This is a genomic window from Streptomyces sp. NPDC040545, from assembly GCF_055595065.1.
In genome coordinates this window covers 246,298-262,107 of sequence record NZ_JBVIWA010000009.1, presented here as the reverse complement: position 1 = coordinate 262,107, position 15,810 = coordinate 246,298, and the positions used below count along the sequence as shown (strand labels likewise).

Annotated in this window: 14 protein-coding genes and 2 pseudogenes; 11 read left to right on the top strand and 5 right to left on the bottom strand. The window is 72.0% G+C overall.

The features are described 5' to 3' along the window. Nucleotides 1-623, bottom strand: a 623-nt coding sequence (locus tag ACZ573_RS19980) for a DEAD/DEAH box helicase (RefSeq protein WP_471305728.1), incomplete at its 3' end; no start/stop codon positions are given. A 333-nt stretch (nt 624-956) separates the two neighbouring features. Continuing rightward, a complete protein-coding gene (locus ACZ573_RS19975; RefSeq protein WP_004986771.1) occupies nt 957-1,160 on the bottom strand; it encodes a cold-shock protein in 204 nt (67 codons plus the stop codon). A 478-nt stretch (nt 1,161-1,638) separates the two neighbouring features. Between ACZ573_RS19975 and ACZ573_RS19970 the strand changes: the two genes are divergently transcribed. The 11 genes and pseudogenes from ACZ573_RS19970 to ACZ573_RS19920 all read left to right on the top strand — a co-directional run. Further along, nucleotides 1,639-4,401, top strand: coding sequence for a glycoside hydrolase family 2 protein (locus tag ACZ573_RS19970; RefSeq protein ID WP_471305726.1), 2,763 nt, complete (start codon nt 1,639-1,641; stop codon nt 4,399-4,401). Between the two features lie 113 nt (nt 4,402-4,514). After that, nucleotides 4,515-4,931, top strand: coding sequence for a cytidine deaminase family protein (locus ACZ573_RS19965; RefSeq protein ID WP_471305723.1), 417 nt, complete (start codon nt 4,515-4,517; stop codon nt 4,929-4,931). 82 nt (nt 4,932-5,013) lie between these two features. Beyond that, nucleotides 5,014-5,514 carry a GNAT family N-acetyltransferase gene (locus tag ACZ573_RS19960; RefSeq protein WP_471305720.1) on the top strand — a complete coding sequence of 167 codons (501 nt, stop codon included), beginning with the start codon at nt 5,014-5,016 and terminating at the stop codon, nt 5,512-5,514. 268 nt (nt 5,515-5,782) lie between these two features. After that, nucleotides 5,783-6,208, top strand: coding sequence for a hypothetical protein (locus tag ACZ573_RS19955; RefSeq protein ID WP_471305717.1), 426 nt, complete (start codon nt 5,783-5,785; stop codon nt 6,206-6,208). 409 nt (nt 6,209-6,617) lie between these two features. Further along, complete coding sequence (locus ACZ573_RS19950) at nt 6,618-6,959, top strand: HopJ type III effector protein (RefSeq protein WP_471305714.1); 342 nt, start codon at nt 6,618-6,620, stop codon at nt 6,957-6,959. 218 nt (nt 6,960-7,177) lie between these two features. Next, the gene (locus ACZ573_RS19945; protein ID WP_471305711.1) at nt 7,178-8,707 is read left to right on the top strand and encodes an adenosine deaminase family protein; all 1,530 of its coding nucleotides are present in this window, start codon (nt 7,178-7,180) and stop codon (nt 8,705-8,707) included. Nucleotides 8,708-8,782: 75 nt separating this feature from the next. Then, entirely contained in the window at nt 8,783-9,271 is a 489-nt protein-coding gene (locus ACZ573_RS19940) for a DUF4265 domain-containing protein (protein ID WP_471305708.1), read from the top strand. A 173-nt stretch (nt 9,272-9,444) separates the two neighbouring features. Then, entirely contained in the window at nt 9,445-10,341 is an 897-nt protein-coding gene (locus ACZ573_RS19935; RefSeq protein ID WP_471305706.1) for an NUDIX hydrolase, read from the top strand. Nucleotides 10,342-10,455: 114 nt separating this feature from the next. Next, nucleotides 10,456-10,782 (top strand): annotated as a pseudogene (locus ACZ573_RS19930) (NUDIX domain-containing protein); the annotation flags it as partial. Nucleotides 10,783-11,064: 282 nt separating this feature from the next. After that, complete coding sequence (locus ACZ573_RS19925; RefSeq protein WP_471305773.1) at nt 11,065-11,607, top strand: AAA family ATPase; 543 nt, start codon at nt 11,065-11,067, stop codon at nt 11,605-11,607. 98 nt (nt 11,608-11,705) lie between these two features. Then, nucleotides 11,706-12,065, top strand: a pseudogene (locus ACZ573_RS19920) (Rossmann-fold NAD(P)-binding domain-containing protein); the annotation flags it as partial. Between the two features lie 53 nt (nt 12,066-12,118). Here the strand turns inward: ACZ573_RS19920 and ACZ573_RS19915 are convergent. The 3 genes from ACZ573_RS19915 to ACZ573_RS19905 are packed head-to-tail and all read right to left on the bottom strand — an operon-like array spanning nt 12,119 to nt 15,758. Then, nucleotides 12,119-14,458 carry an ABC transporter permease gene (locus ACZ573_RS19915; RefSeq protein ID WP_471305704.1) on the bottom strand — a complete coding sequence of 780 codons (2,340 nt, stop codon included), beginning with the start codon at nt 14,456-14,458 and terminating at the stop codon, nt 12,119-12,121. A 2-nt stretch (nt 14,459-14,460) separates the two neighbouring features. Further along, a complete protein-coding gene (locus tag ACZ573_RS19910; RefSeq protein ID WP_471305702.1) occupies nt 14,461-15,255 on the bottom strand; it encodes an ABC transporter ATP-binding protein in 795 nt (264 codons plus the stop codon). Then, nucleotides 15,252-15,758: a PadR family transcriptional regulator gene (locus tag ACZ573_RS19905; protein ID WP_314252823.1), complete on the bottom strand. Its 507-nt coding sequence runs from the start codon at nt 15,756-15,758 to the stop codon at nt 15,252-15,254. Before ACZ573_RS19905 ends, ACZ573_RS19910 begins: the two co-directional genes overlap by 4 nt. Nucleotides 15,759-15,810 lie beyond the last annotated feature (52 nt).

Sequence of the window (15,810 nt, the reverse complement as noted above, 5' to 3'; positions counted from 1 at the left end):
TTCAGCCTGCCCGGCGTCGCCACGACGACCTCGGCGCCGCCGCGCAGGGCGCCGGCCTGCCGCCCGATGGGCATCCCGCCGACGACCGTGGCCAGACGCAGCTTCACCGAGCGGGCGTAGGGGGTGAGGGCGTCGGTCACCTGCTGGGCCAGCTCGCGGGTCGGTACGAGGACCAGGGCGAGCGGCTGACGGGGCTCGGCGCGCCGGCCAGCGGTACGGGCCAGCAGGGCGAGGCCGAAGGCCAGGGTCTTGCCGGAGCCGGTGCGGCCGCGGCCGAGCACGTCGCGGCCCGCGAGGGAATTCGGGAGGGTCGCGCCCTGGATCGGGAACGGCACGCTCAGGCCCTGCACGGTGAGTGCGGCGAGCAGTTCCGCGGGCATGGCGAGGTCGGCGAAGGCCTCGACGGCGGGCAGTGCGGGGGTGATCGTCTTGGGCAGGGCGAATTCACCCTGCAGCGCGGCGGGCCGCCGGCCGTAGCCGCCCGAGCGGCTCGGGCCACCGGAGCGGCTCGGACCACCGGAACGGCTGGGGGCGGAACCGCCGAAGCGGCCGCCGCTCTTGCCGGATCCGGCTGCGCTGCTGCGCGTACGGGCGAATCGGTCGTTGGTGCGCGTGCGGTTCATGCGGAACCTTCCTCGATACGGCGCATATCAAGGAATTCCCGCGGGCGTGCACTGCGCGGAGAATTGCAAGAAACGGGCCGAATGAAAATGCGAGACGAACCTGTCCGGCCGGAGTTCCTGGCGGGTACAGGTACGGAAAGAGAGGTGACGCCGTCAGGGCGCACAACCGGCGTATCGGCCGGGGCGTGATCCGCGTACGGAGGACTGCGGATTCCTGGGCGCCGTCCCCGCAGCCGGCACCGGGTGGGTGGGGCGGGGTGGGGCGGAAAATGCGTGCAGCTGGGGCCCGCACCCCGAAGGATGCGGGCCCCAGCTACGAAGTGCGCGTCAGCGTCAGGCGGGAACGATGTTCTCGGCCGTCGGGCCCTTCTGGCCCTGCGCGATGTCGAAGCTGACCTTCTGGCCCTCGAGCAGCTCACGGAAGCCCTGGGCGGCGATGTTCGAGTAGTGGGCGAACACGTCAGCGCCGCCACCGTCCTGCTCGATGAAGCCGAAGCCCTTTTCCGCGTTGAACCACTTCACGGTTCCAGTAGCCATGTCATATCTCCTTTGGGGCAGTGCATCGGAGTCCACACTGTGTGGACTCCGTGTCGCCGCAATGATTACCCCGCCCGATAATGACCGGAAAAGTAAAAGCACTCCCAGTGGGTGCAGACACCTGCTGGGGGCACTTGTAAGTTTTGGGAACCACAACTGCAACTGAGATCGACAGTAGCACGAATCGAGACCCCCTGTACGGTGAAACATTTCACTTCGCCCGCTGCGGGAAAAAGCCTCATGGCGTGATTCGTCTAATTCTCATCGCGCCGGCACAGATATTTTTCGGCCTCCGGCCGATGTGCGTCCGAGGGGGCGTCGGCGGTTCCGGCTCCGGCCACGTGTGGGGGTGGGGGTGGGCGCGGGCGCGCGGCTCGCCGTACGGGCGTACCACCCATCCTGCGTGTCAGGTGGGTTACGGTCCGTTACCTGATCTTCGCGTCGCGCGGACGTCCGACCAGCTCCCCCGGAGACCACCGTGTCCCATCTCCCCCACCTCGCTCGCACCCGGCGACTCCGGGCGGCCGCCGTGGCCGTGGCCTTGCTGGGTCTGCTGCTCGCCCCGGCCGCCGTACCCTCGGCCGCGGCCCCCCGCCTCCCCGCCGGTCCGGGTTCCGCTCCCGCCGTGACGGCTGTGGCGCCGGGCGGGACCGCCGCGCTGCGCGGGTACGCGATCCGGTCGGCGGCCGAGGTCCCCGACACGGCGGCCGCCGTGTCCACGCCCGGCTATGCGACGACCGGCTGGCACCGGGCCGGACCCCGCTCCACGGTGCTCGCCGCGCTGGTCGCCGACGGCACGCACCCGGACCCCTTCTACTCCACCGACCAGCAGCGCATCCCGCGCCGTGACTTCGCCGATCCCTGGTGGTACCGCAGCGACTTCACGCTTCCCGACACCTCGGAGCGCACATCGCTGGACTTCAGCGGGGTGATCTCCGCGGCGGACGTGTACGTCAACGGCCGGCAGGCCGCCCCGGCGGCCGGGGTGGCCGGTGTGTACACGCGCCACGAACTCGACATCACCGCTCTGGTGCGGGCCGGCACCAATACGGTCGCCTTCCGGATCCAGCCCAACGATCCGCGCAAACACCTCACACTGGGCTGGCTGGACTGGCTGCAGCCACCGCCCGACGCCAACATGGGCATCGTCCGTGATGTCCTGGTGCGCCGCCGGGGGCCGGTTTCCCTGCACGACGCCCACGTGGTGACCAGCCTGGACGTGCCGTCCCCGGAGACGGGCCCGGCCGAGCTGACCGTGAAGGCGCGGGTCCGCAACGACTCGCCGGAGGCCGCCACCGCGACCGTCACCGCCGCCATCAGCGGCACCGCGATCGTGCTGCGCGAGGACGTCACCCTGCGCGCCGGGGAGACCCGTACGCTCGTCTTCGCCCCGGACCGCCACCCGCGACTGCGCCTGCAGCGGCCCGCCCTGTGGTGGCCGGCCGGTATGGGCCCCCAGAACCTGTACGGACTCCACCTGACGGCGACGGTGGCCGGCAGCCGATCGGACTCCGTCCGCCACACCTTCGGCATCCGTGACGTGAAGGCGCCCCTCGACTCCGCCGGCGCCCGCCGGTACGTGATCAACGGCCGCCCCCTTCTGATCCGGGGCGCCGGCTGGTCGGCCGACGAGCTGCTGCGCTGGGACACCACCGCGGCGGAGGACCGGATCAAGGCCGCGCTCGACGCGGGTCTGAACACGCTCCGCCTCGAAGGCCATATCGAGCCGGACGAGTTCTTCGACCTCGCCGACCGGCACGGAATGCTGATGCTGCCCGGCTGGGAGTGCTGCGACAAGTGGGAGGGGCCGGTCAACCCCACCGGCACGGGCGAGAAGTGGGATGACGCCGACCGTCTGACCGCCCGGGCCTCCATGGCCGCCGAGGCCGCCCGGCTGCGCGGCCATCCCAGCGTCCTGTCCTTCCTCATCGGCAGCGACTTCGCACCCGACGCCCGGACCGAGCGGGACTACCTCGACGCCCTGCGCGCCGCCGACTGGCCCACCCCGGTGGTTCCGGCCGCCTCCGCCGTCACCACGGCCCTGAGCGGCCCGTCGGGCATGCGGATGACCGGACCCTACGACTGGGTACCGCCGTCGTACTGGTACGGCAAACGCGAGGGCGGCGCGACGGGCTTCAACTCCGAGACGAGCGCCGGCCCCTCGATCCCCACCCTCGACACCCTGCGGCGCACGCTCTCGCCCGCCGAACTCGAGACCCTGTGGAAGTCCCCCTCTGCCCCGCAGTACCACCGCTCCCCCTCCCGCACCTTCAACACGCTGAAGCTGTTCAACGAGGCCCTCGCGCACCGCTACGGCGCGCCGCGCAGCCTGCGGGACTACGTGGCCAAGGCCCAGCTCGGCCAGTACGAGAACGTCCGCGCCCAGTTCGAGGCTTACGCCCGCAACGCCACGGACTCCTCCGACCCGTCGACGGGTCTCGTCTACTGGATGTTCAACAGCGGCTGGACCTCCTTGCACTGGCAGCTCGTCGACCGCTACCTCGACCAGGGCGGTGCCTACTACGGAGCGAAGAAGGCCAACGAGCCGCTGCACATCCAGTACTCCTACGACGACCGGACCGTGGCCGTCGTCAACCGCAGGCCGGACGCCGCTTCCGGTCTCACCGCGCGGGTCACCCTGTTCGGCACCGACGGGGCCTCCCTCTACGACCGCACCGTGCGCGGGCTGCGGGTCGGCGGCAACGGCGCGCGGACCACCGCGGTCACCGTTCCCGCCGTGGTCGCCGCCGCGGACGGCCCGGATTCCACGTACCTCGCCCGGCTCACGCTCACCGACAGCGCCGGCCGTGAGGTCAGCCGCAACGTCTACTGGCTCTCCACCCGCCCCGACGTGCTGGATTACGACGCCACCGACTGGTACCACACCCCCACGACCACCTACGGCGACCTCACCGGTCTGAACTCCCTCGCGGCCGCCACGGTGACCGCGACCGCCCGCACCACGCGCCACACCGGCTCGTACTCCACCACCACGGTCACCGTCCGCAACACCAGCAGCGGGAACACGCCTGCGCTCCTGACCGATCTCCATCTCGTCGACGGCCGGGACGCGCCTGTGCTGCCGGTCCGCTGGAACGACAACCAGATCAGTCTCTGGCCCGGTGAGAGTGCCGTCCTGACGGCCCACCACCGGACGGCGGGTCCGGCCGGTACGGCGCTGCGGGTCCGGATCTCGGGCTGGAACACACCCACCACCCACATCACTCCGAGGTCCCCCTGACCCCGGCGGCCCGACCCGGGGGCCCGAGGCCGCATTGACCTCCCGATATTCACTTGCGCACCATCCGTCACTCACGCCAGCGTCGGCCCCGAAACCGAACGAAGGCAGAGCCGATGACCACCGCACCTCCCCACCCCGTCGACCAGGAACTCATCCGGGCCGCAACCCACACCGCGCGCACCCGGTGCCACGGCGACAACCACACCGTGGCTGCCGCGGCCCGCGCCCGGGACGGCCGGATCATCACCGCCGTGAACGCCTACCACTTCACCGGCGGCCCCTGCGCCGAGCTGGTCCTCATCGGCACCGCGGCCGCCGAGGGCGCGTACGTACTGGACACGATCGTCGCCGTGGGCGACCGCGACCGGGGGATCGTTCCCCCTTGCGGCCGATGCCGCCAGGTCCTTCTCGACTACTTCCCCGCCATCGAGGTCATCGTCGGCACGGACGACCGCCCCCGTACCCTCGCCATCACCGACCTGCTCCCGGAAAGCTACGTCTGGGCCGACCACCAGCTCGACACGGCATGAACCCCCTGCGCACCGCCGGTGGGACGCCCGTCCGCACGTAATTCCCAGGTGGCAGCGATGGCAGGTCTCGTACAGTGCTGCGATGTCGACTGTACGAGCGATGACCGAAGCCGATGTCGAGGCTGTCTCGGAGATACGGGTGAACGGCTGGAAGGCCGCGTATGCCGGGATCGTCCCCCAGTCCTACCTCGATCGCATGACGGTCGAAGCGGACGCGCAGCGGCGCAGGCAGTACTTCACGAGGCCGGACAAGGCCACGGTCGATCTGGTGGCGGTGGACGCCCGGGGCGGGGTCGTGGGTTGGGCCTGCCTCGGGCCCTCCCCCACGGCCGGGGGCGAGCTCTACGCCCTGTACGTGCGGCCCTCGCTCATCGGGTCCGGCATCGGTCGCACGCTCCTGCATGCCGTGCACGCCGACGCTCTGGCCCGCGGCTTCGGCTCGGTCCTGCTGTGGGTGCTCACCGACAACACCCGGGCGCGTCGGTTCTACGAACGAGCCGGCTATACCGCCGACGGTGCCGTCCAGGCCGACGACTACGACGGGGTCTCCGTCACCGAGGTTCGCTACCGCCTCACCTTGTAGCGGGGGCTCCACGCCGCGGCCTGGGGGTGCACGGGCGGCGCTGGCCTGATCTCGGCTGGACACCCGGCACGATCCGCCGGAGCATGGCGCGCAGGTTCGAGGCCTTTCGAGCGGAAGGACCGTCAGGATGAACGTGGACGACGGGAAATCAGGCGGTCGGCGCCCCTGGCAGCGGTTACCCGCGAACGGCAACCCGGGCCCGGTGGGACCAGGCGGCCCCGGTGCACCAGGCGGACTCCCGCACGAACCGATTCCCCCCGGCGCGCGGATGCCGGACGCCGTGCGGAACCTGCGGATGCTGATGATGGTCCTGGGCGGGATGCAGGCCCTCCTCGGAGTCGCCCTGGTGACCAACAGCGTGGCCGTCGCCACGGCCATCTGGGGCGACGGTGACGCCTCCACGCCGTGTTGCACCACGCCGGGCGAGGATCACGCCGGGATCGTCGTGTTCGCCGGCCTGCTCGTCCTCGCGGTCTCCGCGTGGGGTGTCACCACAGCCCTCAAGTTCCCCACGCGCCATCGGAATCTGCGCGTGTCCGCCTTCGCCTACGGGTGGACGGCCCTGCCCTTCAGCTGGGCGTTCTTCCAGGTGATACCCCTGCTGGGATTCGCCTGGCTCGTGCCGGCGGTCCTGGCGATCGTCCGCCCGAACCAGCCGGAAAGCCGCGCCTGGTTCAACCACGGGCCTCTGTGACGCCAGGCTGTCCGTCCGCCTGTACGCGGGGGACCACCGCCACGTCCCGGCCTGGGCCGGTACTGCCGGGGCCCGTGGCACCGAACCCAGGGCGAGTCGCGCCCCGTTCCGTCCGTCCAGCCGTCCCGGGACGCCCCGCACCGCGACTCGGGACGGTGTTCGCGGACCTCGGCGGTGACGTCGTGCCACCGCCCCGGCCCCGCCGCGCCGCCGGCGCCGGGACCGCCCTCGCGGTCGATCGCCCGAGCCGGAACCGGCTCTCGGCAGGCCGCGGAAGCGCGCATCGTGACCTGCGGAGACGCCGCTCGTTCCGGCATGTGGCCCGATTCCTACCGGATGGCCTGAAGAGGCTATTGTCCCCCGGTCACGGACGGCGATCGGCTCGTCCGTTCAACCCAGGGGAACCGACATGACTGATCTGAACTCGCTGCGGGCAAGCCTTGCGTCAGGTGAGCACCCGTTCGCCGACACCTTGGCCTTCGTCGCCGCCCATTACGACTATCAGCCGCAGGCGTTCCGAAACGGAGAACTGGAAAACGCGGCAGGTGAGAACGAAGGATCCTGCAAGACGCTGGGACTGGCCCTGCTGGAAGGGCTGAGCGACCAAGAGGCGCTGCTGGCATTCGGTGAGCACTATCGCAGTGTGCTGGCGACGCCGAACGACACTGATCACGCCAACATTCGCAACCTCATCGCCCATGGCCTGGAAGGGGTGAGCTTCGCCGGGCAACCGCTGGCCCGCAAGAGCTGAACGGCGAAATCCGGGCGGGCACCAAGGGCCACAGCCACCAGCCCGTCCTGAAGACGTCGCCTCGCGCCGCCCCACACCTCACCGGCCGGCGATCTCCCGGGTGGTGGGTTCAGGCCCCGCCGGAAGGAACGATCCTCTGCGGGGCCTCCCGGGTGACAGGGGGAGGCGCCCGGCCCGGCATACCGACCCGCGGCTGTCCGCTTCTCCACCATGTGCCCGTGATCCCATCCCACTTGATCGGCGCGCTCTCCGCCCTCGCCCTGCTCGCACCCGCCTCCGCGTACGCGGCCTCCGCCCCCGCCTCCGTCACGCCCCCGGCTGCCACGCCGGACCGGCCCGGGGACTTCTTCGCCGACCTCCCCAAGGGGGGTGATCTGCACAACCACCTGTCCGGGGCGGTCACCACCGAGTTCCTGATCGAACTCGCCGCCGAGGACGGCCTGTGCATCACCACCGACACCACCACCGCGGTGCCCCCGCCGTGCGGGGCCGGCACCCGGCCCGCCGCCGACGCCGTCGCCGACGCGGCGTTCCGCCAGCAGGTGATCCGGGCCTGGTCGATGCAGGACTTCCCGGCGGACGGCAACGGCCACGACCACTTCTTCGCGACCTTCGGCAAGTTCGGCGAGGTGACCTGGCGACACCCCGGCCGGATGCTCGCGGAGGTCGCGGGCTCCGCCGCCCGGCAGAACCAGTTCTACCTGGAGACCATGATCTCCCCGGCCTCCGGCCAGGCCCGGACACTCGCCGACCGGGTCGGCTACGACGCCGACCTCGACCGCATGCACGACAAGCTCCTGGCAGGCGGGGGCCTGGACGCGGTCGTCCGGCAGGCCCGCGCCGATGCCGACAGCACCGACGCCGAATTCCGCAGCGCCGCGCACTGTGACACTCCGCAGCCCGACGAGGCGTGCTCACTGCCGTACCGGTGGATCTCCCAGGTCGCCCGCGCCGGCACCCCGGAGCGGGTGTTCACCCAGATGGCGCTGGGCATGCGGCTGGCCGAGCGCGACCCGCGCTTCGTCGCCGTCAACCTGGTGCAGCCGGAGGACGACCCGGTCGCCCTGCGCGACTACCGCCTGCACATGCGGATGCTGAACTACCTCAAGACCCAGTACCCGAAGGCGCACATCACCCTGCACGCGGGCGAGCTGGTGCCCGGCCTGGTCAAGCCGGAGGACCTCACCTTCCACATCAGGGAGGCCGCCCAGACCGGCCGCGCCGAGCGGATCGGGCACGGTGTGTCGGTCCTGCGCGAGGACCGCTGGGAGTCACTCATGCGCTACATGGCCGAGCGGCGCATCGCGGTGGAGGTCCCCTTCCACAGCAACGAGCAGATCCTGCGCGTCTCCGGCGACGCGCACCCCTTCGCCACCTACCGCCGCCACGGCGTGCCGGTCGTCCTGGCCACCGACGACCCGGGTGTGTCGCGGATCGAGATCACCGACGAGTACCGCCGGGCGGCGGAGATGTACGGACTCGGCTACCCGGAGCTGAAGGACCTGGCCCGCGCCTCCCTGGAACACTCGTTCCTGCCCGGCCGGGGTCTGTGGAACCGTGACGTCCGCACCGGCTACCGTCCGACCGGGGCGTGTGCCCGCGAGCAGCAGGGCGCCGAGCGCCCGAGCGAGCGGTGTGCCCGGTTCCTGGACGCCAGCCCGAAGGCGCAGGTCGAGTGGCGGCAGGAGGCTGCCTTCCAGCGCTTCGAGGCCGACCACGCCCGTGTCCATCGCCCCGGCTCCCGCTGATCCCGGGGCCTGGCCGGACCGGCTCTCACCTCTCAGGGGCGCGGGCCGGTCCGCGGTGTCGTCGGCGATCAGCGCATGATGGCTGTCATGGAGATGGCGGTCGACAAGATCAAGGTGTGGTTCCGGTTCGTCCCGCGCGAGGGGTGGTTGCCACAGGACACCGAGGGCCTGTGGGCGACGAAGCTCGGCGATGACACCGCGAGTGTGGAGAACTGTCCCTTCCTTCAGGACGGGGTGGCCGAGGGCGATGTGGTGCGGTACCGGACCGACTCCGACGGGCTCCACTGGGCTGTCGGGCGGGTCAGTTCTTCGGGCAACTGCACGATCCGTGTGGTGCCCGTGCCCACCGGTCCCCTGGGGCGCAGCCCGCAGGCGGTGCACCAGCGCCTTTCGGCGTTCGGGCTGGGCGGCGAGGTCTTCAGTGAGGACTTCCCCATGCTGGCCGTGACCGCGGAGGCAGGCGCAGACTTCGCCGGGATCAAGGCCCTCCTGGACCAGGGCCGGGACGAAGGGTGGTGGCACTACGAGGTCGGCTGCGGCACGGAGGAGTGGTGGAACGCCTGACTCCTGTGCCACTGCCGGAACTTCGCGGTGGGGACGGAAGGCCCGGCGGGGACGGCCCGCCCGCCGGGCACGCCGCCTCGAACGCCGCCTCGAACGCGTGCGCTGCCCCCGGGTCCGGCCGTGACGGCCCCGCATCCGGAGCGTTCTTCAGGGCACCAGCGAAGGAGCCTTCGATGACCGAATCCGACGAACCGCACGGTACCGCCGCGCTGCTGGTCGACTCACGAGGCCGGTACCTGTTGCACCTGCGCGACGCCAACAAGAACATCTGCGATCCGGGCACGTGGTCGATCCCGGGCGGAGGCCGGGAGGGCGAGGAGACGGCGGCGCAGGCAGTCGAGCGGGAACTCCTGGAAGAGACCGGCCTGACGGTGCCGTTGGAGCCCTTCACGATCGTCGGCTGCCACGGGCCGGGGCCGGACGGGCCGGCCGAGGGCCGTATCCAGGTGTATCTGGGAGCGTGGGACGGCGACGCCGACGAACTCCCGTGTCCCGAAGGCATCATGTTCCGCCATTTCGACGCGGCCACCATCCCCTTTCTGACGATGTGCCCGTGGACGACGGAGGTCATCGAGCTCCACCAGGCCCGAGGCCTCGCCCCGGCCGTACCGGCCCAGGCCCGGCCGGGCGGCCGGGCACGGCGGAACATCGTCGGTGTTCACCTCTACCTCGAACGCGACGGTCGGATCCTGCTCGGGCTGCGTCACCCGGACTCCGCCTTCGCCGCGTCCACCCACCACTTCCTCGCCGGACACTGTGAGCAGGAATCGGCCGTCGCCTGCCTGGTGAGGGAGGCACGGGAGGAGGCCGGCCTGGGCATCGACCCGGGGGACGTGGAACTGGTCCACGTCGTGCACCTCGTGGACGAACCGGGCGGCCGGCCCCGCATCCAGCTCGTGTTCCGCGCCCGGCGGTGGCAGGGTGCACCCGAGGTGCGCGAGCCCGACCGCTGCCTGTCCTGGGCCTGGTGGCCCGCCGACGAGCTCCCCGAACCGGTCGTCCCGTACACCCGTGCCGCGGTCGAGGGCATCCGGGCCGGCCGCCTCTACAGCGAGCTCGGCTGGACATGAACCTGGTGAGGGAACCGGGCAGGAAACCGGGCAGGAACCACCCATGACCACGATCCCCGCCTCCGCTCCACGCACCGGCCGTTGCCGGGGCCGCCGCCGCTCCCGGACCGCATCGTGAGCGGCGGCCCCCGGCACACGGTGCCCGTCGACGTCCACCTCGTCCTGCGCCGCGACGGCGCCCGCGGCCCGGAGGTGCTGCTGTCGCGCCGGGCCGGGCCCGTGTACGCGACCGGTCAGTGGCATCTGCCCTCCGGGCACCTCGACCCGGGCGAGGACATGGTGGGGGCGGTGATCCGGGAGGCCCGCGAGGAGACCGGTGTCCTCATCGCGGCCCCGGACGTGACCGCGGCGGTCACCGTCCACCACCGCCCTCCCCGGGGCGGCAGTTCCCGGATCGGCGTCTTCTTCGAGGTACGGCGGTGGGCGGGCCTGCCCCGGGTGCGGGAGCCGGACCGGTGTGACGGCATGGGCTGGTATCCGCTGGGCGCGCTGCCGGAGCCGATGGTGGCGTACTGCCGGGCCGGCCTGGACGCCTACCGGGCCGGCCTGCCCGCCGCCGTGCACTTCCAGCAGCCGGGCGACCTCGTCGAGTACGCCGCGGACCGCATCGACCGTACCCGTCTCCTGCCCGGCCCGCCCCCGCCCCCGCCCCCGCCCCCGCCCGAGGGGACGGAACTCGAACGCTGCGCCGCGGACTTCTCGGGGGTCGGTAGCGGGCCCCGAATGATCGTGGGAAGTGAGCAGACGCGGCTCGTGGTCCTCCGGGGGAACTCGGCGTCGGGCAAGTCCTCCGTGGCGGCGGGGATCCGCGACCGCTTCGGCCGTGGCCTGGCTCTTGTCGGCCAGGACAACGTGCGGCGGATCGTACTGAGGGAGCGTGACGTGCCTGGCGGCGCGAACATCGGGCTGATCGACACGGTCGCCCGCCACGCTCTGGACGCCGGCTATCACGTGGTCGTCGAGGGAATCCTGTACGCCGACCGGTACGGCGACATGCTGGCCGGCCTGCTCGGCGACCATCGTGGAGTGTCCCGCTGCTACTACCTCGACATCCCGATCGAGGAGACGCTGACCCGCCATGCCTCGAAGGCCGACCCCGACTATCTGGCGCAGGTCACCGAACGAGAACTGCGCGACTGGTACCGCGAGCGCGATCTCCTCCCCGGTGGCCTCGAGACCGTCATCGGAGCCGACAGCACACTGGCCGAGACGGTCGAACGCATCATGCGCGACACCGGCCTCGCGGGGCGCCAGGAGGCTTGTTGACCTCAAGTGCGATCGAGTTTCCAGCGTGTCGTCGAGTTGATCAGCCGACGGCGGGAGACCACGCACATGATCCTCCTGACCGGAGCCACCGGAAACGTGCGGACACGGGGCTGCCCACGATCCACCTTGCGGACATCGCGTCGGTGGCGCGCGTCGCGCCGACCGCGCCGGGCCACCGGGGGCGCACGTATGCCCTGACCGGTCCGGAGCCGGTGACGGCCCGGCAGCAGGTCGAGGCCATCGGGGCAGCTCTCGGACGGAATGCGGCCTTCATCGAGATCGGCCGGCGGGAGGCTCGTGCCCGGATGGCCGCGGTCTTCGGGGAGGAGGCCGCCGATGCGGTGCTCGATGTCAGGGGCGGAGACGTCAACAGCGAGCTGCTGGCAGGGCGCGACACGGCTTCACACATCACCGGCTCCCCGGGCAGGCCGTTCCGGCAGTGGGCCGAGGAGAACGCCACATGTTCCGCTGAGAAGCCGAGGGCGTGGACGCGCTCCACAAGCATCTGGCGTCAGAGTGTCTCGCTCAGCGAGTCGGCCGGCCGTCGCCGTGCCGCGCGTGTCGCCGGCAGCGCCGCCGCCAGCACCGCGCCCAGCACCGCCCCGACGATCACCGTCAGCAGCACGGGGAGCGGGGGCAGCTGGGCGATGCCCGCGCCGATGCCGCTCGACGCACCCTGCGTGTCCACCAGCCATCTGCCGGACAGCACCCCCACCACCGTGCCGACCAGGGCGGATGCCAGCGCCGTCAGTCCGGCGGCCGTCACGATCATCGCGCCGATCTGCCGGGGCGTCAGCCCGATCGCCTTCAGCGCGAGCAGGTCCCGGCCCCGGTCCCGTACGCCGGTGCCGATCAGTGTCAGCAGCTCGATCAGCCCGATCAGCGCCAGGACCGCGATCAGTGCGGCGATCACCGCGCGCGCCGGTTCCAGCCGGTCGGCCGGGTTGGGCGTCTCCCGGACCTCCAGGGTTCCGCCCGCCACCGCGGCAAGTGCGGAGCTCACCGTCACGGGGTCGGCGCCCTGGCGCAGGACGAGGGCGTGGAAGCCGGGCCGCAGCCCCGGATCGCGCTCGCGCAGTGCGTCGACGGTGGTGGTGATCACCCGGCCCGCGGATTCGGGTTCGATGGTGCGGCCGACGACGTGCAGGATCTGTGGCCGTCCCTCGACGGTCATCCGCACCCACGCGCCGACCCGTACCCCGAGGAGGTCGAGCAGCCCCTGTCCGGCCACCGCCTCGTCCGGTCCGCTGACGGCGCGCCCTTCCACCACCTTGGAGGGGTACGGGTCCCGGGCCGTACCCAGGCCCCGGAGCGTGATGGTGCCGGTCTGGCCCGGCACGAGCGCCGCCATCTCGGCGCCGGGGTGGACCTCGGCGACGTCCGGAACCTCGGCGAGGGTCCGCTCCAGTTCCGCGTCGGACGCCCCGCCCGGCTGCGCGGCCCGTACGGTCAGTGCCGCGGGCAGTCCCATCTGCGCGGGCCGGCTGCGGAACTGGTCCAGCGTCGACCAGGCGACGAGTGCGACCGTGATGAGGACCAGCGGCAGGGCGAGCCGGGCGACGGGGACGAGCGTCCGGCCGCGCCGCGGGAAGGCCGCGCGCCACCCCAGGACCAGGGCGGGCGGCACGCGTACGCCGAGGGCCCGCCTGCCGAGCGCGGTCATCGGCGCGGCGGACGGGAGCGCCGCACGGGCCACCGGCACCGGCGGGACCCGTCCGGCGCGCCAGGCCGAGAGCCCGGTAGCGGCCGCGATCAGCAGCACCGCGCCGCACGGGATGCCGATCATGAGCGCGGTGTGGCCGGGCAGATCCTGCCACACCGCGGTCGCCTCGCCGATCCGCCCGGGTATCCGGGCGCCCAGCAGGGCGATCGCCGCCGTGCCGAGGGTCACGCCGAGGAGGGCGAAGGCCAGATGCTGTACGAGGAAGCCGCGGGTCACCTGGCCGGGGGTGAAGCCGACGGCCTTGAGGATCGCGATGTCCCGAAGCTGCCCGCGGACGCGGGCCCCGATCGCTCCGGCGGCGGCGAGCGCGGCCGCGAGCAGCGCGCCGAGCCCGAAGACGGCGAACATCTGCCCGAGCAGCCGGTCGTCGCCGCCGGCCTCGGCCCGTGCCTGCTGCCACTTGGTGACCTGGGCGACCCGGTCGGCGCCGAGGACGGTCACGGCCCGCTGGACGGTGAAGTCGGTGTCGTCCGGATCCCGCAGGCGCAGGCCCACGCTCTGCCCGGTGTCGCCGTGGGCGACCTCGTCGAGGGTGTCGTCGAGGACCCAGCCGATGCCGGGCCCGCCGCCCGGGTGGTAGCGGGGCTCGGCCACCTCGGCGATTCCGCTGACCTGCAGTGCGTGCGGGGCTCCGTCCGGTCCGGTGACCCGTAGGGTGTCGCCCGGCTCGGCCCAGAGGGCCCGCGCGACCGAGGCCTCCAGTACGAGGGCGCCGTTGCCGGCACCCGTGCCGTCGCCGGTGGTGTCCGGCCGGGTGAGCCAGGTGCCGTCGGTGACGAGCGGCCGTCCGGTCTCCGGGGGCTCCGTCGCGGCCGCGCGCAGCGTCACCCCGACCCGGGCGCCGCGCGATTCGACCGTCGTCGCCGTCGTGCGGTAGGGCCCGGAGAGGGCGGCGATCCCGTCCACGCGGGACAGGGCGGCCGTGTCCGCGCCGGCCCGGGTGTGCAGCCAGATGTGTGCGCCGTGGGACTGGTTGAAGACGCGCTGCCAGGGGTTGGCGGCGTAGCTGAACAGTGCGCCGGCGAGCAGGAGCGAGGCGATGATCCCGGCGCTGGCCAGGACAACGAAGAGGGCTTCGCCGCGGTGTGCGCGGAAGTCGGCGTGCGCCCAGCGCAGCGTGGCCCGCACGGTCACTCCTTGAGTTCCAGGTCCAGGTCCAGCACGCCGGAGACGCCGCGGGCCGGCCCGCGGCGGCCGCCGCCGCCGAGCTGCGCGTCGTCGGCTATGCGCCCGTCGAAGAAGCTGATGACGCGGTCGGCGGCGCTGGCCATCCGGGCGTCGTGGGTGACCATCATGATCGTCTGGCCGCGCTGGTGGAACCGGGAGAGCAGCCGCAGCACCTCGCGGGTGCCCTTGCTGTCGAGGCTGCCGGCCGGTTCGTCGGCGAGCAGCAGTGCGGGGTGGTTGACCAGGGCGCGGGCGAGTGCGACCCGCTGCTGTTCGCCGCCGGACAGCTCGCCGGGCATCGAGCGTTCGCGGCCTTCGAGGCCGAGTTCGGCGAGCAGTTCGGCGCGGGACGCGCGGGCGGCCTTCGGGGAGGCCCCGGCGAGCAGGGCGGGGAGTTCGACGTTGTCGGCGACGGTGAGGTTGGAGACCAGGTTGAAGAACTGGAAGACGACGCCGATGCTGCGGCGCCGCAGGACCGCCCAGCGGGCCTCGCGGTACTCGTCGACCCGCTCTCCGCCGATCCACAGTTTTCCGCTGTCGGGGCGCTGGAGGCCGCCTATCAGGTGCAGGAGCGTGGATTTGCCGGCTCCGGAGGGCCCGGTGACCGCGACGAACTCGCCGGGTCCGACGGACAGGTCCACCCCGCGTACGGCGTGCACGGGTACGCCCTCGCCGTGGTGCGTCTTGGTCAGGCCCTCGGCCCGCACGATGGGCTCGGCGGACACGCCAGGAGCGGCGGTGGTGGCGTCGTCGCTCATTCCAGCTCCTCCTGGCAGCGTTCCAGCCAGTCGAGGTCGGCCTGCAGGTGCAGCATGGCGCCCTCGATCAGCAGTTGGGAGATCTTGTTGTCGCGGTCCTCGGCCGCGGCCAGCTTGGACAGGTCCCGCATGGTGTTGAGGTACTGCCGCCGCTGCTTGTTGATCAGTGCGACCGGATCGGCCAGTCCCGACTGCGGTGCGAGGGCGAGCTTCATGAAGAACTCGTCCCGTACCCGGGGCTCCTCGGTGGTGTCCTCGAACCAGGCCAGCACGGCCTCGCGTCCGGCGTCCGTCAGCTTGTACGTGCGCTTGTTGGGGCGTCCCGACTGTTCGACGTCCTCGCCCTCGATGAGGCCGCTCTTCTCCAGCCGTCCGAGGGTGACGTAGATCTGGCCGACGTTGGGCTGAGGGTACGCGGCGCCCAGGAGCTTCTCAAGGTCCTGCTTCAGCTCGTAACCGTGCGCAGGGCTACGGGTGAGGAGCGCAAGGAGCGCCAGCCGCACTCGCCCCCTCCTTCCCGCTCCGTAGTCAACGGTTCACTCGGCAGCGGGCCGA